Origin of the sequence: Corallococcus sp. AB018, assembly GCF_003986945.1 — a bacterium.
GTDB classification, from domain to species: domain Bacteria; phylum Myxococcota; class Myxococcia; order Myxococcales; family Myxococcaceae; genus Corallococcus; species Corallococcus exiguus.
The window spans coordinates 1-22,050 of the sequence record NZ_RAWR01000067.1; the positions used below are offsets into that span (position 1 = coordinate 1).

Sequence of the window (22,050 nt, forward strand, 5' to 3'; positions counted from 1 at the left end):
TGCGGGGACGGCGGGTGGCGGCGCGGCGGCCTCGGTCACCGTGGGTGCCTTGGGCTCGTCCTGCGTGGGCTCGAGCTCGACTTCGACGGAGAGGACCACCTCGGTGTCATCCGCGACGGGCGCGTTCGACAGGGCCAGCTCGGGCGGGAGCGCATCCGACAGGTCCACCGGGGCCCCGCCGGCCTCCAGCGGCTCCGGGGGCACGGGCCTGGGGCTGGTGGTTTCGGGCGAAACCTCTCGAGGGGTGATGAGGCTCGCCGGGGTGGATGGGGGCGCGGCGTCCTTCGGCTTCGCCCTGGAGGTGGCCGGCGTGCCCCTTCGCGCGTACAGGTCCGCGAGCATCTGCTGCACGCCCTGGTGGGACGGATCCAGTTCGAGGATCAGCTTGCTCGCGGCGATGGCGCGCGGGAGGAAGCCCTCCTTCGCGAAGCCCTCCGCCGCGGACTGGTACGCGGAGACGGCGCGGTCACGCTGACCGGCCTTGGACCACGCATCCCCCATGCGCAAGCGGCTCTGGTGATCCTTCGGCTCCGCCTGGCAGTAGTCCTCGTACAGCTCAGCGGCCTTGGCGAAGCGGCCCTTGCCGAAGGCCTCCGTCGCCTTGTCCTTGAGCGCGCGCGACTCCATTCACCGCGCCCCGCCAGCCGCCGTGCCTTCCTTCGTCATCGAGGCCCCCGCCGCGACGCGGACCTCGCGGAAGTAGTCGCCCTTCAGCGCGTCCAGCGGCTCGGCCTGCGCGCCGGTGTTCATCTTGCGCAGCGCAGTGGCCGCCGCGGCCCGGATCTCCGGCAGGTCGTGGTACAGGTCCCGCCCCACCACCTCCGCGGACTTCGCGTCGCCCATGACTCCCAGCGCCAGCAGCACGTCGCGCCGGGCCACGCTGTTGGAGTCGTCCAGCGCCTTGAGCAGCGTGGGCACCGCGTCCTTCGCGCCCATCCGCCCCAGGAGCTGCGCCGCGAGCGCCGCCTCCGCCCCACCCTCCTTCACCACGCCCTGCAACGCCTCAGACGCGGACGCCGGCGGCGGTCCCACGCGCGTCAGCGCATCCAGGACCACCAGCTTCTCGCTGCCCATCTTCGGCAGCGACGCCACCAGGGCGAGCTGCCCGGCCTCACCCTGCTCCGCCAGCGCCAGCGCCAGCGTCTTCTGCAGCTCGCGGTCGGGCTCCAGCAGCGCCGTGCGGGTCACCTCGATGCCTTCCGGCCCCACGGACGCGAGTCCTACCAGCGCCGCCGCGCGCAGCACCGGGCTCGCGTCGTCCGTGTAGCCCTTGAGGATCTCCAGCGCTCCGGGCGCCTTGAGCGCACCCAGCGCGGTGAGCAGCGTGGCCAGCGGCTGCAGCTTCGCGGGCTCCACGTCGTCGCTCAGCTCCGAGGGGACTCGCGGAGGCACCACCACGCGCCCGGCCTCCTTGGCGCGGGCCGCGTTGAGCGCCTGGAGCCGCTCGAAGAGCTGCGCGTGCTTGGACGACCGGTTGTCTTCCTTCGCCTTCGCCACCTCCGCACGCGGGGCCGACGGATCCAGGTCCGCGGCGTACTTCCGTGGCAGCGCCTGCGGGATCCAGTCCGCGCGCAGCGCCGCGAGCCCGGCGACCTCCTGCTCGTAGAGTTTCTGGATGACGGGCACCACGGAGGCATCGCCCACGTGCGTCACCGCCTCCACCGCGAGCGTGCGCAGCCCGACGTCCGGCTGGTTGAGCCACGGCGTCACCTTGGGCAGCAGCGCCTGCGCCGCCGGGCCCAGGCCCGTCACCGCCTGGAGCCCTGAAGCCGCGGAGGCGGGGCGCGACAGCCGGTCCGCGATGGGGTCCGCCGGGCAGCCGCCTCGCGAACGCATGGCGCGGGCGGCGTCGAGGGCTTCGTCCCGGGCGCCGTCGAGCGCGATGGCGCACAGCGCGGCGTCCGTCGCGGGCGTGCGCGGGAAGGTCAGGATGGCGTCGGTGGCCAGCGGGCTCACCGCGCTCTTCTCCACCGCCACCGCCTGGAGCTTCGTCGCGGCCGTGGGATCCTGAAGCTTCATCAGCGCGCTGATGGCGGACTCACGAAGCTCCGGGAAGCTCTCGTCGAGGAGCAGCGCGATGGGGGCCACCGCGCGGGTGTCGCCCGCGTCACCCAGCCCGCGCACGGCGGCGGCGGCGAGGATGACCTGGCTGTCACGCACCATGGGGAGCAGCCGGTTCACCGCCTCCGGGCGGCCGCTCTTGCCCAGCTCCTCCGCGGCGCCCACGCGTTCCGGGAGCACGCCTTCGGTCAGGGCCAGGAGGTTGCGGTCCCAGAGGCCCTTGGATTCGGCGGCGACGACGGAGGCCATGGCGCCAGGGACGTTGGTGCTCTTGAGGGCCTGGACGATGACCTGGCGCGTGGCGCGACCCCGCCGTCCGTACTGGAGCGTGAGGTACGCCTTGGCCTTGTCGTTCTTCACCTTGGCGAGCGCCAGGGCGGCCTGGCCCTGCACGGCCTCGTCCGGATCCTCCAGGAGCTCTCCGAGCAGATCCACGACGCGCGGGTCCTGGCTCTCCCCGAGCGCGCTGGCGGCTTCACCGCGGACGAAGGCGGAGAGGTCCTTGGCGGCCCGGGTGAAGAGGACCAGGTCGTCCGCGTTGTTCTGCTCGGCCAGCTTCCTTACGGCGGCAGCGCGGGTTTCGGGACGGGGGTCCTGGATCTCCGCGAGGAGCTGATCCCGGTTGCCGTTGCACCCGACGAGGAGGGTCAGGGCGAGGAAGAGGGGTCGCACGCGGATTCGCATCGTTCTCCCGGAGCGGCGGACGCTGGAGGTAGGCGGCGGTTATATCAACGCCCTCCCGGGCCGCCCACCGACGGAGCGACCCAGGAGGAGGGGTGTTCTAGCGGGAGCGGCCACCACGAGGGGGCGGACGGCCTGCCCCTCCACGCTCGCCCGGGGGGGCCTTCCTCACGCCCGCGCGGACGATGCGCTCGCCAGTGCCGCTGGACGAGGACTCACCGCCGCCGCGAGACCGGCTGCCGGAGTCTTCACCCCGGGGCTTCCACTCGCGACGCTCGGGACGGTCTCCGCGAGCAGCACCGCCTGCACCGGCGGGCTTGCCGAAGCGGGCACCACCGCGAGGAGCACCGCCCTCCGCGCCGAAGCGGCCGGCGGGCTTGCCGAAGCTGCGGCCACGAGGAGCACCGCCCTCGGAACGACCCGCACCGGCGGGCTTGCCGAAGCTGCGGCCACGAGGAGCGCCGCCCTCTTCACGACCGAAACGACCCGCACCGGCGGGCTTGCCGAAGCTGCGGCCACGAGGAGCGCCGCCCTCTTCACGACCGAAACGGCCACCACCGGCCGGCTTGCCGAAGCTGCGGCCACGAGGAGCGCCGCCCTCGTCTCCGAAGGAGCGACCCCGCGGGGCGCGCTCGTCACCGCCACGGCCCGCACCGGCAGGCTTGCCGAAGCTGCGGCCGCGAGGAGCACCGCCCTCTGCACCGAAGCGGCCGGCGGGCTTGCCGAAGCTGCGGCCACGAGGAGCGCCGCCCTCGTCACCGAAGCTACGACCGCGAGGGGCACCGCCCTCGGAACGACCCGCACCGGCAGGCTTGCCGAAGCTGCGACCACGAGGAGCGCCGCCCTCTGCACCGAAGCGGCCGGCGGGCTTGCCGAAGCTGCGACCACGAGGAGCTTCGTCACCACCCCGACCCGCACCGGCCGGCTTGCCGAAGCTGCGGCCGCGAGGCGCGCCGCCCTCGTCACCGAAACGGCCAGCAGGCTTGCCGAAGCTGCGGCCACGAGGAGCACCACCCTCGTCACCGAAGCGGCCCGCGGGCTTGCCGAAGCTGCGACCGCGAGGAGCTCCACCCTCGTCACCGAAACGGCCAGCAGGCTTGCCGAAGCTGCGGCCACGAGGAGCACCACCCTCGTCACCGAAGCGGCCCGCGGGCTTGCCGAAGCTGCGACCGCGAGGAGCTTCGTCACCGCCACGACCCGCACCGGCGGGCTTGCCGAAGCTGCGACCGCGAGGCGCGCCGCCCTCGTCACCGAAGCGACCCGCGGGCTTGCCGAAGCTGCGACCGCGAGGAGCTCCACCCTCGTCACCGAAGCTGCGACCGCGAGGGGCACCGCCCTCGGAACGGCCCGCACCGGCGGGCTTGCCGAAGCTGCGACCGCGCGGAGCACCGCCCTCATCACTGCCACGGCCCGCACCGGCCGGCTTGCCGAAGCTGCGACCGCGCGGAGCACCGCCCTCGTCACCACCGCGCGCCGGCTTGCCGAACCGGCTACCACCGCGCGGCGCATCACCCTCGGAACGACCCGCACCGGCCGGCTTGCCGAACCGCGCGGCGCCACGGGGGGCACGCTCACCCTCGGGCTTGCCGGTACGGCCCGCGCCTCGCGCGGCCTTGCCGTAGGTGGCTCCCTCGGCGACGTCCGACTCCGCCTCGTCACCGTCGTCGTCGAACGTCGGCACGTCATCCAGATCCGCGTCGTTGTCCGTCTCCAGCGTCGCCCCGCGCTTCGCGAACTTCGGCGGACGCGTGCCTCCGTCCTGCACGCCCTTCCACTCCTTGCGCTCCGGACGCGCCTCGCGAGTCTTGGGCCCCGTCGGAGCCTTCTTCGCCGCACGCTCCGTCTTGCGCGGCGCGGCCGGTGCGTCGTCGTCCATCGACAGCTCGATGTCGTCGTCCTCCGCCCCGCCGAAGCCCGGCGCCGAACGCCCGTGACGGCGCGGCGGCAGCTTCAGGTCCGAGGACGCCGGCTGCGCACGGCCTTCCGCCACCTCCGTGAGCTGCAGCACTTCCGCGACCTTCAGCGGCCGCAGCTCGCCAGGGCGCAGCCCTTCCACGCCCACGCCCGCGTAGTTCGGACGGAACAGGCGCACCACCGGGTGCCCCACCGCCGCGCACAGGCGCTTGATGAGGTGCGGACGACCTTCCGCCACGACGATCTTCAGCCAGGTGTTGCGCTCGGCCTTCTCGAAGATGTCCACGGACACCGGCGTGGCCATGCCGTCTTCCAGCCGCACGCCACCGCGCAGCTTCTCCAGCGTGGGGAAGTCCGGCACGCCCTTCACCTTCGCCAGGTACGTGCGCGGCACCTGGAAGCTCGGGTGCGTGAGCTTGTGCGCCAGCGCGCCGTCATCCGTGAAGAGCAGCGCCCCTTCGGCGTCGTAGTCCAGACGTCCCACGGGGAACAGGCGGCGGCCCGTCTCCTCCACATAGCTGGCCACCGTGGGCCGGCCCTGCGGATCCGACAGCGTCGTCACGACGCCCACGGGCTTGTACAGCAGGTAGTAGGACGACTCTTCCGGCGGCGTGACGAGCTTCCCATCCACGGTCACCAGGTCCACTCCGGGCTCCACCCGGCTGCCCAGCTCCGTCACCGTCTCGTTGTTCACTCCGACGCGACCGGAGGTGATGAGTTCTTCCGCGTGCCGGCGCGAAGCAACTCCCGCGCGAGCCAGGTACTTCTGCAAACGTTCCGCCGCCATTCCGTGCCTTCTTCCAGTTGCCGCCCATCACTCGGGCTTGGGGCCCTCGCTATCACCCTTCTCGGGCGAAGGGGGGCTTTCCAGGATGCTGGCGCTGACCTTCTGGCTCCGCTCCGCGGCCGCCATGGCCTCCTCCAGCTCCTCCAAGGCTGCCTCGCTGGCCGCCTCGTTCTTCTCCATCCGCTTCGTGAACCCCGGGTCCGACAGCGCCGCCACCGTCCCCGACGCCACCGGTACCGGCGGAGCCGCCTCCTTCTCCACGATTTCCCGGTGCTCCTGGGTCAACTCATGGAATTCCCGGAGCGTGGGCAGCGCGGAGAGGTCCTTCAGCGCGAAGAACTCCAGGAACTCGCGCGTGGTTCCATAAAGAATGGGGCGGCCGACTTCTTCCCGCTTGCCCAGGATTTTCACCAGCTTGCGGTCCATCAGCGCCTTGAGCACCGCGCCGCAGTCCACGCCGCGGATGTCCTCCAGCTCCGGCCGGGTGACGGGCTGGCGGTACGCGATGATGGCCAGCGTCTCCACCGCCGCGCGGGTGAGCCGCTGCGGTTTCACCCGGAGGTAGCGCCGGACGTACTCCGCGGAGTGGGGGTCCGTGCGGAACTGCCACCCGCCCGCCACCTCGTAGAGGACGACGCCGCTGATGCCCTCGCGGTGGATGCCGGAGAGCTGATCCAGCGCCTGGAGGATGGGATCCCTCGGGATGCCGGTGGCCTGGTAGAGCTCGTCCACGGACAGGGGGCGCTCGGCGACGAAGAGCACGCTCTCCAGCACCGTGCGGATGCGGTCCGGTGAGAGGTTGCGGCTCTTGGCGAGCAGCTTCTCGAAGGAGGACTGGAGGTCCGGGACGTTCTCGGTGTCGTCCGAGTCCTCCTCGATGGCGGCCGCCTCCACCCCGTCCAGCTCCGCGTCGTCCGGGCCAGGGCCGGTGACCGCGGCGATCTCCTCCTCGGAGAACTGTCCGGGGCCGCCGGGCGTGCCGGGGGCGGGCGTCTCGTCACCGTCGTCGGGACCGTTACCGGTAGTCACTCTCGTCGACCTCCGTGGGGATGAGCTTTTCCAGCGCGTCCCCGTTGGGCGTCACCTGGATGGGGCCCAGGGGCTCCTCCTGGAAGACCTTGATGAGGCGGCGCTTCACCATCTCCAGCATGGCGATGAAGGTGATGACCACCTCCTGGCGCGTGGCCGCCTCCGTGAACAGCGCCTCGAACACCACCTGCCCGTCCTTCTTCACGCGCTCCGCCAACCGGAGGATGGCCTCGGACAGGCTGACGCGCTCCAGCACCACCTCGTGCTGCACCTTGGGCGTCAGCCGCTCGAGCACCCGGTCGAGCGCCTCCACCAGCTTCAGGACGGAGATCTCCTGGAGCCCCACCTCGTCCTCGGGGATGGGGACCGCCTCCACGGGCACCTTCCGGGCGAACACGTCCCGGTCCAGGATGTCCTGCTTGGCCAGGTGCTCCGCGGCGTCCTTGTACTTCTGGTACTCCAACAGCCGGCGCACCAGCTCCGCGCGAGGGTCCTGCGCCTCCTCCACCGCCGCGAGCGCGTCCGCCCCTTCCGGCACCTGGGCCGCGTCCTGCCGGGGCAGGAGCATGCGGCTCTTGAGGTGGGCGAGCGTGGAGGCCATCACCAGGAACTCCCCGGCGATGTCCAGGTTCAGCTCCCGCATCCGCTCCAGGTACTCGAGGTACTTGCCGGTGATCAGCGCCAGCGGGATGTCGAAGATGTCAACCCGGTGCTCCTTGATGAGATGGAGCAGCAGGTCCAGGGGACCTTCGAAGTTGGGCAGAGCCACCCGGAAGGCGTCTCCGGGCGTGCGCGGCAATCCCTCCCCGTCGGGGTCCGGCGGGAGGTCGTCCGGCGGTGGGGGCTTGCGACCTTCGCTCACCGGCCGGCGTCCTTCTGGGGGGATGGGAACTTCGTCATGCGTAAGGGTCCGAATTTCCGGCCTTTACGCGCGCCGGGGGGACAGACCTCCTTAGCAATGCCTCCCAGGGGGGTCAAACATTTGAACAGGAACGGGCGTTCAGGGGATTCCCACTGCCCGCCTCACCTGGTCCATCAGGCGGGTGGCTTCCGCCCGGGCGCGGTTGGCGCCGTCCGCGAGGATGCGCTCCAGTTCCCCGGGGTCGTTGAGCAGCTCCTGCCGGCGCTGGCGGGCGGGGCCGAAGGTGACGTGGAAGGCCTCCAGGAGCTTCTTCTTGAAGTCGCCGTAGCCCTTGCCGCCGGCCTTCCAGGACGCGTCCACGTCGGAGAACTCGCCGGGCGGGAGCATCAGCTTGAGGAGGTCATACAGCGGCGCGTCCACGGTGGGCTTGGGCGCGTCCACGGGCGTGGAGTCCGTCTTGATGGACATGATGCGCTTCTTGATGTCCTTCTCCTCGCCGAACAGCTCCAGCGTGTTGCCGTAGGACTTGGACATCTTCTGTCCATCGATGCCGGGCACGGTGGCGGCGTTCTCCTGCACGAAGGCGGCAGGAAGCTTGAGGATGCCGGGCGCGTGGCCCCGCTCCTTCCCTTCCGGATCCGCCGGGTCGTAGCCGGGGACGTACTGGGTGTTGAACTTCACGGCCCAGTCGCGTGCGAACTCGATGTGTTGGATCTGATCCTTGCCCACCGGCACCTGATCCGCGCTGTAGAGCAGGATGTCCGCGGACATGAGGACGGGGTACGCGTAGAGGCCGAAGTCCGCGCTGATGCCGCGGGCGACCTTGTCCTTGTAGCTGTGGGCGCGCTCCAGGTGGGCCTGGGGCACCACGGTGCCGAGGATCCAGTTGAGCTCCAGGACCTCCTTCACGTCGCTCTGGCGGAAGAGGATGGCCTTCTTCGGATCCAGGCCCAGCGACAGGTACGTGAGCGCCGCGTCGCGCGTCAGCTCCAGCGCGAGCTTCGGGTCCCGGACGGTGGTGAGCGCGTGGTAGTTGGCGATGAAGTAGTAGGCCTCGCCCTGGTCCTGGAGCTGCACGAACTGCCGCATCGCCCCGTAATAGTTGCCGATGTGCAGCTTTCCGGACGACTGGACGCCTGAGAGAATCCGCATCGCGATTCGTGCTCCCAATGACGGGTGGAGGACACGGCTCGTTCGCACACCCGCCGTCATGCTGCAACCTTCCGTTGGGACAGGTGAGCCCTTCCAATGCCTGACACTCGCGCGCCCGGCATTTCTGGAACATTTCGTCCAGGCAGGAAAAGACCAGCAGTTTCAGGGGGTTGAGAGGGCTCAAGTCTCCCAGGTACCCTGGCGGCCGGCGCAGCATGCGACGTGCCTTGGAGGGCGCCCACGGATGGAAGCGTTCACAGGAAACCTGGCCAGCTACCGGCTCCAGTTGGTGTTGCCCCCGCTGTTCGCGACGCCTGGAGTGGAGGGAACGCTGCGGGTGGAGCGGGGCGCGGTGCGCCGGGAGTTCTACCTGCGGGACGGTCACCTGGTGGGGGTGGCCTCCACGGATCCGAGGGAGCACCTGGCGCAGGTGCTGGTGAACCTGCGCATCCTGGACGCGCCCCGGGCGGCGGCGGCGTTCGAGGCAGCGGAAGGCGCGAACCTGCCCTACGGCACGTTCCTGGTGCAGCGCTGCTTCGTGGAGCTGTCGCAGCTGACGGAGGCCATGGAGCACAAGGCGCGCGAGGCGCTGTTCGACTGCTACGCCTGGGAGTCGGGCGAGGTGGAGTTCACGCCGGGGCTGCCCCTGTCCGGGCGGGCGGTGGGCCTGCGGCTGCCATTGAGCACGCTGCACCGGGACGCGGTGGCGAGGGTGCAGGAGTGGGCGCAGTTCCGGGACATCTTCCCGCGCCTGGACACCACGTTCCGGGTGTTCCGCGAGTTCGCGGTGGAGACGTTCTCCGAGGAGGAGGACGTGCTCCTGGATCTGGCGGCCGGAGGCGCGACGTTGGGCGAACTGCTGGCGAGCGCGAGGGAGGCCCCGTTGTTCGCGGCGCGCTGGGTGCTGCACCTGTACCGGCGGGGAGCGCTGGCGCCGCACCGAGCGACGGGCCTCACGGTGGGCGAGTCCACGGAGTTCACGGAGCTGCTGGCGCTGGTGCGCGCGTTCCTGTCGTCGCGCAAGTACGACCTGGCGGTGGCGTTGGCGGCACAGGTGCTGGAGCGGGGGCCGGTGCCGGAGGCGCACGCGCTGTACCGCGAGGCGGAGGTGGGGCTGACGCTGGCGTTGAGTGACGCGCTGTTCGCGTTGGACGGGAGGCTGGTGTTCGAGCCCATTCCCCGCCCTGCCCCGGCGGATCTGACGGCGGACGACCTGTATCTCTATTCCAAGCTGAGGGGCAGCCGGAGCATCCGTCAGGCGCTGCGCACGGCGGCGATGGGCGAGCTGGCCGCGTCACGGTCCGTGGAGCGGCTGAGGGCCGCGGGATTGATCCGCGTGGCCCCGGTGGCGCCTGGTACGCCGGAGCCGGCACCGAGGCGGACGACGACGGATCCCTACGGTTTGAATCTGGGGGACCTGGGCGGAAACTGAGGCCATGCGCTTCCGACCGTTCCTGAAGATGTCCTCCGCGGGTGATGCACGGGGGCAGGCCAGTCCTTCCGGGAGCTGGGTGGCACTGGAGAAGCTCCATGGCGCGCAGCTCGTCCTGGGCGTGCAGGACGGGGCGGTGCACTTTGGCAAGCGCAAGGCCTGGCTCGAGGAGGGGGATTCCTTCTTTGGATGGCAGCTGTTGCGCCTGTCCTTGAGCAACGCGGCGCTGGAGGCGGTCCGGACGCTGGGGCTCACTGACGCGCGCGTCTACCTGTACGGAGAGCTGCTGGGAGGCCGCTATCCCCACCCGGAGGTCCCGGCCGTGCCTGGAATGATGCCGGTCCAGACGGGCATCTGGTACGCGCCGGGCCTTCACTGGGTGCTGTTCGATATCCTCGTGGCCCGGTCGGACGAGGACGAAGGCGTGATGCTCTCGCATCGCGACGTGGAGAGGGCCGCGAGGGCCGCCGGGGTGCTCGTCCCTCCCCTCGTGGCGCGAGGAACCCGGGCGCAGATGGAAGCCGCGCCCACGCGAGCGCTGACGCGGCTCCCGTCGATGCTGGGCCTGCCGCCGTTGGCCGACAACCATGCGGAGGGGCTCGTCATCAAGAGTGAGCAGCCCGTGGCACCAGGGCAGCGCGTCGCCTTCAAGCGGAAGATCGAGGAGTTCAACGAGGCCCGCTTCGACGAGAGCACGGCCTGGGATGCCCACCAGCGGTTGTCCATCACCGAGCTTCTGGATTGGTCCTCACGGCTGGTGAATCCCGCGCGGATCTCCAGTGCCCTATCGAAGTGCGGGCGTGACGATGCCGAGGCCGTGTTGAGCGAGGTGGAGCTGGATGTCCGGGTGGACCTGGAGCTGGCCTTCCCGACCGCGTGTCAGGCCCTGGATCCGGCGAGCGAGGAGCGGCTGTCCGCCCATGTTCGTGAACTTGCCCGGCCGCTCATCCGGGAGGCCGTGGATGTCGCGTTGAAGTCCGAATGACGCTCCGCCAACGAACGTCCCCGCTCGCATCGGGCCTCAAGCCGCACGACCAGGTACGCGCCCTGCTCGCGCGTGGCTGTCGTCGGCAGGCCCGGGCATGTGCCGAGCAGCTCGTGGAGCGAGGTAATGATCCGCTCGCCACGGCGCTGCTCGCGGACGCGCACTTCGCGCTGCGAAGTTTCGACACGGCGTCGCGACTCTATGCGCAGTGGTTTGACGGAAACAGCCGGTTGGACGCGGCCCGCGTGTTGCGCCACTACATCACGCCCCTGCTCCAGCAGGACTTTGGCGAGGGACACCGTCAAGTGCGGCGGGCCTCCATGCGCGCCGCCGAGGCCTCACGGCTCTCCGAGCCCGAGGCACGAAAGGCGGGCCTTCGCGAAGCCCTCCAGTTGGATCCACTCTGTGGAGACGCGTGGACGCACTACGCGCCGCTCGTCGCGGAAGAAAATCCGGAGCAGTGCGCGAACGAGTGGGTGGCTGCGGTCTCCCTCGCGGGACACCTGGACGTGCGCCACCACATCCAGGCGCTGGCTTTGCTTTCGCGGGACTCCAGTGAGACGGCCGCGGTGCTCCGGCTCGCGGTCCTCCGGCTCACACTGGACCGGTATGGAGAGCGCTTCTTCGAGGAACTCCAGCGCCAGGATCCGGGTGCCAGCATCGGGGGCTCGGCCAGCTACCTTCAGTATCTGCGCAACACGGTGGACGCCGCACGGCAGGTCTTCCTGGATGCGGACCAGGAGCCCGTTCCCCACGCGGCCGGAACCTGATCAGGGGAACTCGAGCGTGCCTTCGCGCCAGGCCTTGAGCGCGTACTTTGCAGGGGTCCTGTTGGGCCCCGGCCGAGCCGCGAGCCAAAGAAGGACGGGCTCGCCATACTCGGGTGCGAACTCCAGGGCATGTGTCGCGACGAAGGACCGGATGATCTCGTCCTTGCTTTGCAACAAGGGAAGGAGCAACGAGGTGGCTGCCCGGTTTCGAAGCTCGCGATACGCCCCCGTTACCTTGTCCTGGGCGCGATTGGCGGACCGCGAGTCCGCAGCCTCCAGCGCTTGTTCGTAGGCGATGGAGCCCTCCGCGTACCAATGGACGAGTTCCTCGATGCTGGCCTTCTGGAACTTGCGGGCACTCATGGGCTGACGATCAGGGGAAGTTGAGCGTGCCCTCGCGCCAGGCTTTGAGTGCGTATTCCGCAGCGAGCCCATTGCGCCCCGGACGCTTAGAGACCCAGAGCAGTACGGGTTCGCCGAACTCAGGAGCGAACTCCAGGGCATGGGCCGCAACGTTGGTTCGGACAGTTTCGTTCTCGTTCTGGAGAAGGGGAAGGAGCTGGGACGTCGCATCACGGCTCCGAAGCTCTCTGTATGCTCCAGAGATCTTGTCGGCGGCGCGATTGGCTGACCGCGAGTCCGCAGCCTCCAGGGCCTTCCCGTATGCGACCGACCCCTCCGCGTACCACTGGACGAGCTCTTCGTTGCTGGCCTTCTGGAACTTGCGGGTACTCAAGGGACAGCTCCAAAGCGAATGAGGGTCTTCATGCCGAAGTCTCGTTGAGCCTGGAAGGACTGGCCGCTCAACCATTGCCGAATCGTCTGCACTCCCGTAAGAGCGACTTCCTTCGATGAATAGTACGCGCTGATCCGCTGGTGGACGGCTTCGTCGATCGCGATCACGTTATCGGTGTTGTGCAGGGACTGGGGGCCGAACCGCCGCACGTTGCCGTCCGTCTGCTCGACGATGTGGTGCCACTGCTTTCCTGGCCCTGCGGGTCCTCGGGCCCGCTTGAGGCTGCTGAATGAGTTCCAGGAACGCGCCCCGCTTGGCGTGGTGCTGACCGGAGGCTTCGCCGCCATGGCAACCACCGTGGACGGAAGCGAGAGCGTGATGACGCCGCCCGAGACGGACACGGCCCTCACCTGCTCAAGGCCCGCGACGTTGACGCCAACGCGTGAGGCCACCGCCGCGCCTCCCGGGAAGTTCGGCAGCGTCGCAAGCCGGGCCGCCAGCAACGACGCGCCGCCGGTCAGGCCATGGCTCACCGCGACCGTGACCGCGAGGACCAGGACTCGCGCGATAGATGGACCGACCCGGGTGGCGAAGCGCTGGCCGGATGCATCCAGTTCCTTCCAGGTGGTGGCCCCGTCCGTCGCGAGCTTCAGGTCCTGGCTCGCCTCAATCAGCTCCAGGAACGTCTCCGCGCCCAGGTAGACCAGGAGCAGGGCCGAGATGACCGCGGCCGCCTTTGTGAAGGCAGGCTCAGGATTGGCGGCCAGCGCCGCCCAGGTCACGAGTCCGGTGGCAATCATCGAGTAGAAGAGCTGGGGCGCCAGGGTGTCCTCCACGGCCCTGGAGATGCTCTCCTTGAGTGGGTCGAGTGACAGCGCCAGCGCCACGCCGAACTTGTCCCAGTCACTCAGCCCCATCACGTCTTCGAGCAACGAGATGCAGTCGCCCCTACGAAGCCCCGGCTCGCAGAAGCCCCCGAAGGCACGGTCCGACACCTGCGACCCTCGGGAGTAGGACGCGCGGACCCATTCCCCCGGCCGTGAAGCCCGGAGGCGCAGGGGTGTCACCAGAACCAGCTCGGTCAGCGCCTCTTCAAAGGCCTCCTCCCCCACTGTCACGGCCCGGACGGGAGAAGGCGGGCTGTACTCGATGGGGGCGCCCTCGCCGGTATCCAGCCTCACCCTGCCCCTTGAGGCAGCACACGCACTGAGCAAGGCGAGGATCAGGACAGCGAGCTGGACTCGAAAGGCCATGGACCCCTCCGGGTCCACTCCCTAGCGTGTGGCTCGACCCGAGGGGAAGAGCCTGGGCGGGATCCGAGCGCCAGGTCCGAAGGCGGAGCCTGCGGTTTCCTAAACCGCAGGCCATGGGTACGCGTCATGAGATCCCACAGCGAAGGCGCGGTTGGAGCAATCAGCCCGTGAGCGGATCACCCTCGTGGAGGTGCTCGAACGGACGGCACCCTTCCCTGTCTTTGTCGCCACCCTGCTCACGGCACGCAGAAGCATGCTCGCGATGCGGGTCGCCGCGTCCACCCGGCCGCTCCACCTCCGCACCTCCCAGGGCGGAAGCTGAAAATCCGGGACGCACTCAGGGGAACTTGAGCGTGCCCTCGCGCCAGGCCTTGAGGACGTACTCTGCACGGAACCCGAGGAGCCCGGGACGCTTGGCGAGCCAGAGCAAAGTCGGCTCGCCAAGCTCGGGGGCGAATTCCAGGACATGGGCCGCGACGTGCATCCGGAGGGTTTCGTCCTCGCTCTTGAGCAGCGGGATGAGCTGGGACGTCGCACCACGGCTCCGGAGCTCCTGGTAGGCTCCCACGAGCTTGTCGTTGGCGCGGTTTGCTGCCCGCGAGTCGGCGGCCTCCAGGGCCTTCCCGTATGCGACCGACCCCTCCGCGTACCACTGGACGAGTTCTTCGATGCTGGCCTTCTGAAATTTGCGGGCACTCATGGGGCGACGCCATAGCGCATGAGGATCATCATCCCGAAGTCCCGTTGGGCCTGGAAGGATTGACCGCTCAACCATTGCCGCACAGTCGTTTGTACTCCCGTGGTGAAGGGATCCTTCGATGAATAGTACCTGCTGATTTGTTGGTGGACGGATTCGTCGAGGGCGATCACGTTATCGGTGTTGTGCAGGGACTGGGGGCCGAACCGCCGCACGTTGCCGTCCGTCTGCTCGACGATGTGGTGCCACTGCTTTCCTGGCCCTGCGGGTCCTCGGGCCCGCTTGAGGCCGCTGAAGGAGTTCCAGGAACGCGCCCCGCCTGGCGTGGTGCTGGCCGGAGGCTTCGCCGCCATGGCGACGGCCGTGGACGGCAGAGCGAGCGTGATGACGCCGCCCGAGACGGACACCGCCCTCACCTGATCAAGGCTCGCGACGTTGACGCCAACACGTGAGGCCCCTGCCGCGCCTCCCGGGAAGTTCGGCAGCGGCGCAACCCGGGCCGCCAGCAACGACGCGCCACCGGTCATGCCATGGCTCACAGCGACCGTGACCGCGAGGACCAGGACTCGCGCGATGGATGGCCCTACCCGGGCCGCGAAGCGCTGGCCGGATGCATCCAGTTCCTTCCAGGTGGTGGCCCCGTCCGTCGCGAGCTTCAGGTCCTGGCTTGCTTCAATCAGTTCCAGGAACGTCTCCGCGCCCAGGTAGATCAGCAGCAGCGCCGAGATGACCGCGGCGGCCTTGGTGAAGGCCGGTTCGGGATTCGCGGCCAGCGCCGCCCAGGTCACGAGTCCGGTGGCAATCATCGAGTAGAAGAGCTGGGGCGCCAGGGTCTCCTCAACGGCCCTGGAGATGCTCTCCTTGAGTGGGTCCAGGGACAGCGCGAGCGCCACGCCGAACTTGTCCCAGTCGCTCAGCCCCATCACGTCTTCGAGCAGCGAGATGCAGTCGCCCCTACGAAGTCCCGGCTCGCAGTAGCCCCCGAAGGCACGGTCCGACGCCTGCGGCCCTCGGGAGAAGGACGCGCGGACCCATTCCACTGACCGCGAAGCCCGGAGGTGCAGGGGTGTCACCAGAACCAGCTCGGTCAGCGCCTTCTCGAAGGCACCCTGCCCCACGGTCACGGCCTGGATGGGAGAAGGCGGGCTGTACTCGATGGGTGCACCTTCGCCGGTATCCAGCCGCACCCTGCCCCTTGGGGTGGCACACGCACTGAGCAAGGCGAGGATCAGGACAGCGATCTGGACTCGAAAGGCCATGGACCCCTCCGGGTCCACTCCCTAGCGTGTGGCTCGACCCGAGGGGAAGCCCGGTGGGTATTTGAAGAAGGGAGCGCGCGGATGGACCCAGCAGCCCGTGAGCGGATCACCCTCGTTGAGGTGCTTGAACGGACGGCGCCCTTCCCTGTCTTCAACGCCACCCTTCAGGCCGCGGTGCAGCGTCTGGAGACCGAAGGCGTGAGCAGCCTGCTCAGCATCCAATTTCACGCCCGGCCCGACGACACGGAGGTCGGCGCGGTCATCGCGTTCGCGGACTCGCGCCAGGTCATGGAACACATCCGGAGGATCTCCGGGTGGCCGGAGTTCAAAGCGCTCCTCGGCGTCGCGAAGCCTGTGGACGTGCGCGTCTACGGGCGGCTCGGCGAGGAGGCGCAGGCCTGGCTCCGGACCATGAACGTCGTGAGCAAGGTCTTCGAAAGTCCCGTGGCGGGCTTCGTCCGGTGAGCCGGCCACCGGTCGCCATCAGCTCGCGGCGCGCAGGGGCACGTTCGCGGTCCGGGTCGCCACATCCACCCGTCCGAGCCATGCGCTCAAACGCTCGCGCCGCTCGACCTCCGCGCCCTGCCAGGGCGTGAGCGGCGTCCGCAGACTGTGCAGCTGCGCGAACAGGGCCAGGTCCGCCACGCTCAGCGCCCCTGACAACCAGAAGCCCTGCTCCGGCGCCCGCGCATCCAGCTGATCCAACAGCGCCCCGAACCGGCGCCAGCAGGCCTCCGGGCCCGCGCGCCAGACATCCCTCGCCACCAACCGCTCCACCTGCTTGCGCCGGATCAGCGTCGGAACCACCGCGCGCACCGGCGCCGGCATGAAGTGGAAGAACGTGGCGCGCGTCCGGGGCCAGTTGCGGTCATCCGCCCAGCGTGCCGCGACCAGGAAGCCATTGAGGGACGTGTCCGCCAGCTCCTCCCAGAGCAGCGCCTCTGGCGACGCGTCGATGCGGCCCGGCGCCAGCTGCTGGATGCGCGCGAGGATGGCCGTGGAGTCCGGCACCGCCTCCGCTCCCACCAGCAACACCGGCACCTGTCCCGTGGGATTGTGCGCGCGGTGCGAGGCCGGGTTGTCCGCGCAGCCTCGCGCGTAGGGCAGCCCCGCGTACTTCAGGGCCCGGTGGGCCTTCAGGCAGAACGGCGAGTAGCTCTCGACGCCAGGCAGGCCGGTGTCGGCCAGCTCCAGCAGGGTCAGGGGTGGCAAGGCGTTCGGGGTCATGAAGCCACGCTATGCCTCCGCTGTGACAGCCGTCTGTCAGGATAGTGAGAAGGCGGCCCGGCTCAGTCCTCCCGGAGGATGTCTGCCCACTTCAGGGTGGAGATCTCCTCCTGGAACGGAGCGAGCATGAGCTTCCGGTAGTCCATCACCACCTGGGTCATCTTCGTTTCGAGGAACGTCCGGACCTCTTCACGGATCCTGAAGTAGTCGTCGATCCCCTTCAGTGCTTCCCGGATGTCCGCCATCTCGTCCCCGGTGTAGCCGTTGGTGAACTCCTCGCGGGTCCGCACGCGCATGAGGAAGTGCGTGAGCTCGTCCGCGACGACCGGGGGGATGAACTCGTGGTGCATGGCGATGAAGGCGGCGATCTCGTTCTTCGTGCCGCCCAGGAAGTTGACGTTCTTCGGATCCAGCGAGGCGCCGCTCAGGGTGTTGCAGTACGCCCGCATCACGTCCTTGAGCGCCGCCAACTGGCGCACGTCCGCGACGGATTGAATCTGATAGTTCGTCAGGGGCTTCAGCTTGCTCCCGAGATTTCCCTGGGGCGAGACCAGCATGAAGGAAGCCGCGCCCAGGACGTCGATGCGGCATCGCTCCGAGAACCTCTTCCGCAGCCCGATGGCGGCCTCCTTCACGGCGTTCTCGCGGTGCGACAGGCTCCGGAAGAGCCAGCCTTCGTCGCAGATGAGCTCCAGCTCTGACTCGTCGACCCCCCGGCCCTTCTGCTTGAGGAGGTCGCTGCTGACCAGCAGCTTCGCCACCCCCGAAGGGCTGTCATTCACCTCCTGGCCGATGCAGTAGACGTAGATGTCGACGTCCTGGATGTCCGTGACGAGCGTCTTCTTCTTCGTGATGACCTCGTTCTCGCCCTTGCCCGCCTTCTCATCCTCCAGCGAGTAGGCCTGCACGCGGAGCTGCGTGCTGCTAGAGCTTGCGACCTCCGCCAGGCTCACCCCCTTCTTGAACTCCGACGTGACGGACTGGTTCACGTAGGTCCCACTCTTGGCGAGCCTGGGCGCGTGCACGAGCAGGGAGTTGGCTAGGATGTTCACGCCGGACCGCACCAGCCAGTGCACCTCATGGCCATAGCGGATGGCCTGTTCGACCGCGTCGATCGCCGCGTTCCCGCCCTGGACGACGATCCGCTTGCGCTTCTTCCCGTTCACCACGAGGAAGCGCATGAGCTGATCCATGTCCATGATCCGCCGGTCCCGCTCCCACCCCTTGGGGACCTTGATGCCGTTGGCCTCCGTGGGCTTGAGGTAGCTCCCGTTGCCCGTCATCAGGAGCAGCTCGCGGGCCTTGATGGGGTCACGCACCTTCTCGGACTTCATCGGCGTGAAGGTGATCTCGAAGTGCGCCTTGTCCTCGTCGATGTTCGGCTTCCACTCGATCTTCGTCACGTTGCCCCAGACACGGGTCAGGCCCCGGTTCATGGCGCGGCCGATGACGTTCAACCACTCGTCCTTGAAGCTCTCGCGGGTCGTGTAGCCCTGGGACTGCTCGAACAGGACATCCTCTCCGTCGACGGGGTCACTCGTGTTGAAGACCCGCTCCCACTCTTCCTTCACCTTGCTCCGGGACTGGGTGTTCTTGAAGGAAGAGAGCGGCCGGGTGCTGATGACCTGGCGGGTGTGATTGACGACGTAGTTGCCGCCTCGCCCCGTGTACCGGTCGTTCTTGCCGATGTGCCACGGATTGCTCATGCCGATGAGCACCGTGTTCTTGAGCACGGCGCGCTCGGACGTGAGGTCCAGGAGCGACTTGTCCTCCGGGGCCTTCTGCATGTCGATGTCCTTGTCACCGACGAACAGCAGGTGCTTCAGCGCCTTCCTGCGAGCCTCCTCGTTCTTGATCTTCCCGAACTGCTTCTTGAACTGCTCCCGGACGTCCGACGTGAGGTCGGACCCCATGCGCGCATCGAGGTAATACATGGCACCGCCACCGGCGCCGATGATGGCCTTGTCGAAGATGGACATGGGGTCCTCCCGGAGGTCACGGGCCTACTGGCCGTTGTACTTGAGGTCGCGCGGGTTCACGGGCTGCGTGCCACGGAGCAGGTCGACGGCCTCGAAGGCCTTCATGCCGCTGTTGCCCTGCGTCGCCGCCTGCCACGCGGGCAGCGACTTGAAGGCGAACACCATGTCGAAGTCCATGGGCACCGTCCCGGGATCCAGCGGCACGTTGCCCGGGTTGTCCTGGAACCACTTCATCCAGGCCGCGGAACCGGGCTGCTCGAGGACCAGCGCGTCGCCCACGACCGTCGGCGGCATCGTGGTGGTGGGCAGCAGGAACGTCTTCATGGGCCACTCCGCCACGCTGTGGCAGCTCATGCACGACGAGGCCTGCACGGCCGGCACGATCTGCCCGTTGATGGAGGCTGGTGCCACCACCGCGCCGTCGTTCGGGCCGGACAGACGGCCACCCCACCCCAGCGTCGCCGTGGAGTACGCGGGCGCCGCGGGGTTGATGACCGTCTCCTGCAGCGGCGTGCCCGGGTTCAGCGTGGAGTTGACGTTGGGATCATCCCCCCACATCGCGCCCAGGGGGATCATCTTGTCCCAGGGGCTGCCGGGCACTCGCATGTCGTAGACGAGCGTGGAGAACACCCAGCCCGTCTTGGGCGCCGTCTTGGTGTCCTTGACGATGATGTCGAACTGCATGATCGACGCGTTCATCGTCACCGGCTTCGCGCCCGTGGGCCCGTTGGGCGGCGGCACGTAGACGGGCCACAGCGACGCGCCCTGCATCACCGGCCAGTCCTTCGCCAGCGCGCTGGTCAACGCCACCTTGATGACAATGGACCCTTCCGGGAACTGCGCGGACGTGTTGGTGAGCGTGGGGCTCATGGCCGTCTTGCCCCACACCTGCCCCAGCGCGGACGCCGCCACCTTGTCGTAGTAGGTGAGCACGTACGTCGTCATGTCGACCTTGAGGCCGGACGCGGCGAAGGTGGCCGCGGGGAACTCGGAGCCCACGTACGTGCCGTGGATGCTCTCGCGGATGGAGGCGAGCCACGGCTCGTTGTACCAACCCTCCTTCGCCGCATCCCACCGGGGATAGTTGTAGAGCAGCGTCTGCATGGACGGCGCGATGTAGGCCTTCAGCGCGTTGACGTACGCGAGCGCGTTCGCCTTGGAGATGGGCTGCCCCCTGAGCGCGGCGATCCACGGCGGATTGGCGGGCGGCGCCACGGGCGTTTGCGGATAGTCGTGGCTCAGGCTGAACATCGGGCCCGAGTACTGCCAGGACGGCGGAATGCTGCCGTTGCTGTCCGCGAAGGGGTTGGCGTTCACGGAGTTGCGCTCGAACGCCTCGCGAGCCGCGGCGAACGGCGTGCGGGCCTTCGCGGGCTCCGCGGGCGCGGTGGCGGAGACCGGCACCACGTTGGCGGTGGGCGCCTTCTTGGGCGGAGACTTTGATTCCGCCGCGTCGGCCTCCGGCACCTTGCAGCCGGAGAGGGACAGCGCCACGCAGCCGGTAAGGCTCAGGACGCCTGACATCAGGGATTGGCGAGAACGCTTCATGGACGAGCAGACCTTCGTGGGCCACACCGCGCCCGAGTGGGGTGGTACGCGAGACCGTGCGACAGGGCGGCGGACCCGCTGTCCGCCGCGTCCGCCCTGCACTGCACACGGCGATCCACTGCCCAGGAATGCGTCGTTTCCTCTGCGAGCCGGCTTCGGCGGCACGCCCACCCGCTCGAAGCGCGTCTTCACCGCAAGCGATTGCGTTCGCGCGCGACGCACGCCCCGCCCCCCTCCCCGCGGTCCAGGGTCCCCCTCACCCCGTGAAGGATGACGGCTCGACTCCCGGCGTCACGGTGCGGATGGACGCTTGCGCGCGGAGGGCTTGGGCTTGAACGCGTCGCTGCGCGGGTGGAACTCGTCGTACACCTTGCGCAGCCGGGCGCCGTTGACGTGCGTGTAGATCTGCGTCGTCGCCAGGTCCGCGTGGCCCAGCATCTGCTGCACCGCGCGCAGGTCCGCGCCGCGCTCCACCAGGTGCGTGGCGAACGAGTGGCGCAGCTTGTGTGGCGACAGCGGCTTCAGGATGCCGGCCTTCAGCGCGTAGCGCTTGAGCAGCTTCCAGAAGCCCTGCCGCGTGAAGCCTTGCCCGCGCGGCGTGACGAACAGCGCGTCCGCCTGGCGCTTGCCCAGGAACTCCGGCCGCGAATGGGCCAGGTACTCCTGGACCTTCTCAATCGCCACGCGCCCCAGCGGGACGATGCGCTCCTTGGAGCCCTTGCCCCGGGTGACGAGGTAGCCGGACGTGAGCTGCACGTTGTTGAGCTCCAGCGTGCACAGCTCCGTCACGCGCAGGCCGGTGGCGTAGAGCACCTCCAGCATGGCCTTGTCGCGCAGGCCGGTGACGGTGCGCTCGTCGGGCGCGGCGAGCAGCTGCTCCACCTCCTCCAGCGTGAGGAACACGGGCAGCTTCCGGGGCGACTTCGGCGTGTCCACGTCCTCCGTGGGGTCCTTGTCCGCCAGCCGCTCCGCCACGAGGAAGCGGTGGAAGACGCGCAGCGCGGCCAGATGGCGCGCCTGGCTGCGGCGCCCCAGGCCCCGCTTGCCCAGCGTCACCAGGTGCGCGAGCACGTCCTCCTGTTTGACGCGCGCCACGTCGTCCTTGCCGCGCGAGCGCAGGTCCTCGAAGTACACGGTGAGGTCCGCCGCGTAGGCGTCCACCGTCTTGCCGGACAGGCCCCGCTCCGCGCGGATGAAGGCGATGAACGCGTCGAGCAGTCCTTCCATGGTCCCCGGAGGCTACCGGACGCGCCCCCGAGGGCAACTCCCTGACGGCCCCACCCGTCACGACGTTGCCTTCACCCCGGGAAGCGGTCCACCCTGCCGCTTCCCACACTCGAGGAGTGACGAAGATGCGTGCACAGGCATGGATGTGGATGGCGGTCCTCACGCTGGGCAGCGTGGGCACGACGGCCCTGGCGCAGACGCCCGCGCCCGTGGCGAAGGAGCAGAAGACCCGGACGGGCAAGGTGAAGAGCGTCAGCCCGTCCAGCATCCAGCTGGAGGGCACCACCGCGGATGCCCCACCGCTCACCTACGTGGTGGACACGACGAAGCCCCAGCTCACGCAGACCCTCCAGGGCATCCGGGCCGGGGACTCCGTGAAGCTGACCTACGCCCCCAACGACGTGGGCGCGAAGGTCGTCACGGACGTGCAGAAGCAGTAGCGCCCGGCGGC

General features: G+C 69.0%; 20 protein-coding genes. 5 read left to right on the forward strand and 15 right to left on the reverse strand.

Annotation, left to right across the window (positions count from 1 at the left end; translation table 11 throughout):
* The 6 genes from D7Y11_RS16065 to trpS form a co-directional block, all read right to left on the reverse strand.
* The coding region (locus tag D7Y11_RS16065) for a tetratricopeptide repeat protein (protein WP_368773798.1) at positions 1–627 on the reverse strand (627 nt) is incomplete at its 3' end.
* Positions 628–2,745 (reverse strand): HEAT repeat domain-containing protein, encoded by a 2,118-nt coding sequence (locus D7Y11_RS45340; protein ID WP_121753186.1) that lies wholly within the window; start codon positions 2,743–2,745, stop codon positions 628–630. It abuts the gene before it with no gap.
* Between the two features lie 97 nt (positions 2,746–2,842).
* The gene (locus tag D7Y11_RS16075) at positions 2,843–5,443 is read right to left on the reverse strand and encodes a pseudouridine synthase (RefSeq protein ID WP_126934131.1); all 2,601 of its coding nucleotides are present in this window, start codon (positions 5,441–5,443) and stop codon (positions 2,843–2,845) included.
* A 27-nt stretch (positions 5,444–5,470) separates the two neighbouring features.
* Positions 5,471–6,472, reverse strand: coding sequence for an SMC-Scp complex subunit ScpB (scpB, locus tag D7Y11_RS16080; RefSeq protein WP_120580751.1), 1,002 nt, complete (start codon positions 6,470–6,472; stop codon positions 5,471–5,473).
* Entirely contained in the window at positions 6,459–7,334 is an 876-nt protein-coding gene (locus D7Y11_RS16085; RefSeq protein ID WP_120580752.1) for a ScpA family protein, read from the reverse strand. Before D7Y11_RS16085 ends, scpB begins: the two co-directional genes overlap by 14 nt.
* 138 nt (positions 7,335–7,472) lie before the next feature.
* A complete protein-coding gene (gene trpS / locus D7Y11_RS16090; protein ID WP_126934132.1) occupies positions 7,473–8,486 on the reverse strand; it encodes a tryptophan--tRNA ligase in 1,014 nt (337 codons plus the stop codon).
* Positions 8,487–8,730: 244 nt separating this feature from the next.
* Between trpS and D7Y11_RS16095 the strand changes: the two genes are divergently transcribed.
* Genes D7Y11_RS16095 through D7Y11_RS16105 form a run of 3 tightly spaced genes read left to right on the forward strand, consistent with a single transcriptional unit; the run spans position 8,731 to position 11,673 of the window.
* Entirely contained in the window at positions 8,731–9,918 is a 1,188-nt protein-coding gene (locus D7Y11_RS16095) for a DUF4388 domain-containing protein (protein WP_126934133.1), read from the forward strand.
* A 4-nt stretch (positions 9,919–9,922) separates the two neighbouring features.
* A complete protein-coding gene (locus D7Y11_RS16100) occupies positions 9,923–10,903 on the forward strand; it encodes an RNA ligase family protein (RefSeq protein WP_126934134.1) in 981 nt (326 codons plus the stop codon).
* A complete protein-coding gene (locus D7Y11_RS16105) occupies positions 10,900–11,673 on the forward strand; it encodes a hypothetical protein (protein WP_120580756.1) in 774 nt (257 codons plus the stop codon). Before D7Y11_RS16100 ends, D7Y11_RS16105 begins: the two co-directional genes overlap by 4 nt.
* On the opposite strand, the gene D7Y11_RS16110 is transcribed toward D7Y11_RS16105, so the two are convergent.
* From D7Y11_RS16110 to D7Y11_RS16130, 5 genes are all read right to left on the reverse strand, one after another.
* Positions 11,674–12,036 carry a hypothetical protein gene (locus tag D7Y11_RS16110; RefSeq protein ID WP_121753188.1) on the reverse strand — a complete coding sequence of 121 codons (363 nt, stop codon included), beginning with the start codon at positions 12,034–12,036 and terminating at the stop codon, positions 11,674–11,676. It abuts the gene before it with no gap.
* Positions 12,037–12,046: 10 nt separating this feature from the next.
* On the reverse strand, positions 12,047–12,409 hold the full coding sequence (locus tag D7Y11_RS16115) for a DUF2019 domain-containing protein (protein WP_120581761.1): 363 nt from the start codon (positions 12,407–12,409) through the stop codon (positions 12,047–12,049).
* Positions 12,406–13,590 (reverse strand): TIGR02269 family lipoprotein, encoded by a 1,185-nt coding sequence (locus D7Y11_RS16120; RefSeq protein ID WP_233607301.1) that lies wholly within the window; start codon positions 13,588–13,590, stop codon positions 12,406–12,408. The genes D7Y11_RS16115 and D7Y11_RS16120 overlap by 4 nt, the downstream gene beginning before the upstream one ends.
* 409 nt (positions 13,591–13,999) lie before the next feature.
* A complete protein-coding gene (locus D7Y11_RS16125; RefSeq protein WP_121753190.1) occupies positions 14,000–14,362 on the reverse strand; it encodes a hypothetical protein in 363 nt (120 codons plus the stop codon).
* Entirely contained in the window at positions 14,359–15,546 is a 1,188-nt protein-coding gene (locus tag D7Y11_RS16130; protein WP_233607302.1) for a TIGR02269 family lipoprotein, read from the reverse strand. Before D7Y11_RS16130 ends, D7Y11_RS16125 begins: the two co-directional genes overlap by 4 nt.
* Positions 15,547–15,699: 153 nt before the next feature.
* On the opposite strand from D7Y11_RS16130, the gene D7Y11_RS16135 reads away from it, so the two are divergent.
* The gene (locus tag D7Y11_RS16135) at positions 15,700–16,083 is read left to right on the forward strand and encodes a hypothetical protein (RefSeq protein WP_126934137.1); all 384 of its coding nucleotides are present in this window, start codon (positions 15,700–15,702) and stop codon (positions 16,081–16,083) included.
* A gap of 18 nt (positions 16,084–16,101) precedes the next feature.
* Here D7Y11_RS16135 and D7Y11_RS16140 read toward each other — a convergent pair whose 3' ends face one another.
* The 4 genes from D7Y11_RS16140 to xerD all read right to left on the reverse strand — a co-directional run bounded on the left by D7Y11_RS16140 (position 16,102) and on the right by xerD (position 21,599).
* The gene (locus tag D7Y11_RS16140; RefSeq protein WP_120581415.1) at positions 16,102–16,845 is read right to left on the reverse strand and encodes a glutathione S-transferase family protein; all 744 of its coding nucleotides are present in this window, start codon (positions 16,843–16,845) and stop codon (positions 16,102–16,104) included.
* 62 nt (positions 16,846–16,907) lie between these two features.
* Complete coding sequence (locus D7Y11_RS16145) at positions 16,908–18,824, reverse strand: hypothetical protein (protein ID WP_121753194.1); 1,917 nt, start codon at positions 18,822–18,824, stop codon at positions 16,908–16,910.
* A 24-nt stretch (positions 18,825–18,848) separates the two neighbouring features.
* Positions 18,849–20,372 carry a hypothetical protein gene (locus tag D7Y11_RS16150; protein ID WP_126934138.1) on the reverse strand — a complete coding sequence of 508 codons (1,524 nt, stop codon included), beginning with the start codon at positions 20,370–20,372 and terminating at the stop codon, positions 18,849–18,851.
* 291 nt (positions 20,373–20,663) lie between these two features.
* A complete protein-coding gene (gene xerD, locus D7Y11_RS16155) occupies positions 20,664–21,599 on the reverse strand; it encodes a site-specific tyrosine recombinase XerD (protein WP_120581580.1) in 936 nt (311 codons plus the stop codon).
* A 125-nt stretch (positions 21,600–21,724) separates the two neighbouring features.
* On the opposite strand from xerD, the gene D7Y11_RS16160 reads away from it, so the two are divergent.
* Entirely contained in the window at positions 21,725–22,039 is a 315-nt protein-coding gene (locus D7Y11_RS16160) for a hypothetical protein (protein WP_126934139.1), read from the forward strand.
* Positions 22,040–22,050: the final 11 nt, after the last annotated feature.

Coding starts and splice junctions, on each gene's coding strand:
- D7Y11_RS16145 (WP_121753194.1), bottom strand. CDS start 18,824: ATGTCCATCTTCGACAAGGCCATCATCGGCGCCGGTGGCGGTGCCATG.
- D7Y11_RS16125 (WP_121753190.1), bottom strand. CDS start 14,362: ATGAGTGCCCGCAAATTTCAGAAGGCCAGCATCGAAGAACTCGTCCAG.
- D7Y11_RS16075 (WP_126934131.1), bottom strand. CDS start 5,443: ATGGCGGCGGAACGTTTGCAGAAGTACCTGGCTCGCGCGGGAGTTGCT.
- D7Y11_RS16110 (WP_121753188.1), bottom strand. CDS start 12,036: ATGAGTGCCCGCAAGTTCCAGAAGGCCAGCATCGAGGAACTCGTCCAT.
- D7Y11_RS16105 (WP_120580756.1), top strand. CDS start 10,900: ATGACGCTCCGCCAACGAACGTCCCCGCTCGCATCGGGCCTCAAGCCG.
- D7Y11_RS16135 (WP_126934137.1), top strand. CDS start 15,700: ATGGACCCAGCAGCCCGTGAGCGGATCACCCTCGTTGAGGTGCTTGAA.
- D7Y11_RS45340 (WP_121753186.1), bottom strand. CDS start 2,745: ATGCGAATCCGCGTGCGACCCCTCTTCCTCGCCCTGACCCTCCTCGTC.
- D7Y11_RS16140 (WP_120581415.1), bottom strand. CDS start 16,845: ATGACCCCGAACGCCTTGCCACCCCTGACCCTGCTGGAGCTGGCCGAC.
- trpS (WP_126934132.1), bottom strand. CDS start 8,486: ATGCGGATTCTCTCAGGCGTCCAGTCGTCCGGAAAGCTGCACATCGGC.
- D7Y11_RS16150 (WP_126934138.1), bottom strand. CDS start 20,372: ATGAAGCGTTCTCGCCAATCCCTGATGTCAGGCGTCCTGAGCCTTACC.
- xerD (WP_120581580.1), bottom strand. CDS start 21,599: ATGGAAGGACTGCTCGACGCGTTCATCGCCTTCATCCGCGCGGAGCGG.
- D7Y11_RS16095 (WP_126934133.1), top strand. CDS start 8,731: ATGGAAGCGTTCACAGGAAACCTGGCCAGCTACCGGCTCCAGTTGGTG.
- D7Y11_RS16160 (WP_126934139.1), top strand. CDS start 21,725: ATGCGTGCACAGGCATGGATGTGGATGGCGGTCCTCACGCTGGGCAGC.
- D7Y11_RS16100 (WP_126934134.1), top strand. CDS start 9,923: ATGCGCTTCCGACCGTTCCTGAAGATGTCCTCCGCGGGTGATGCACGG.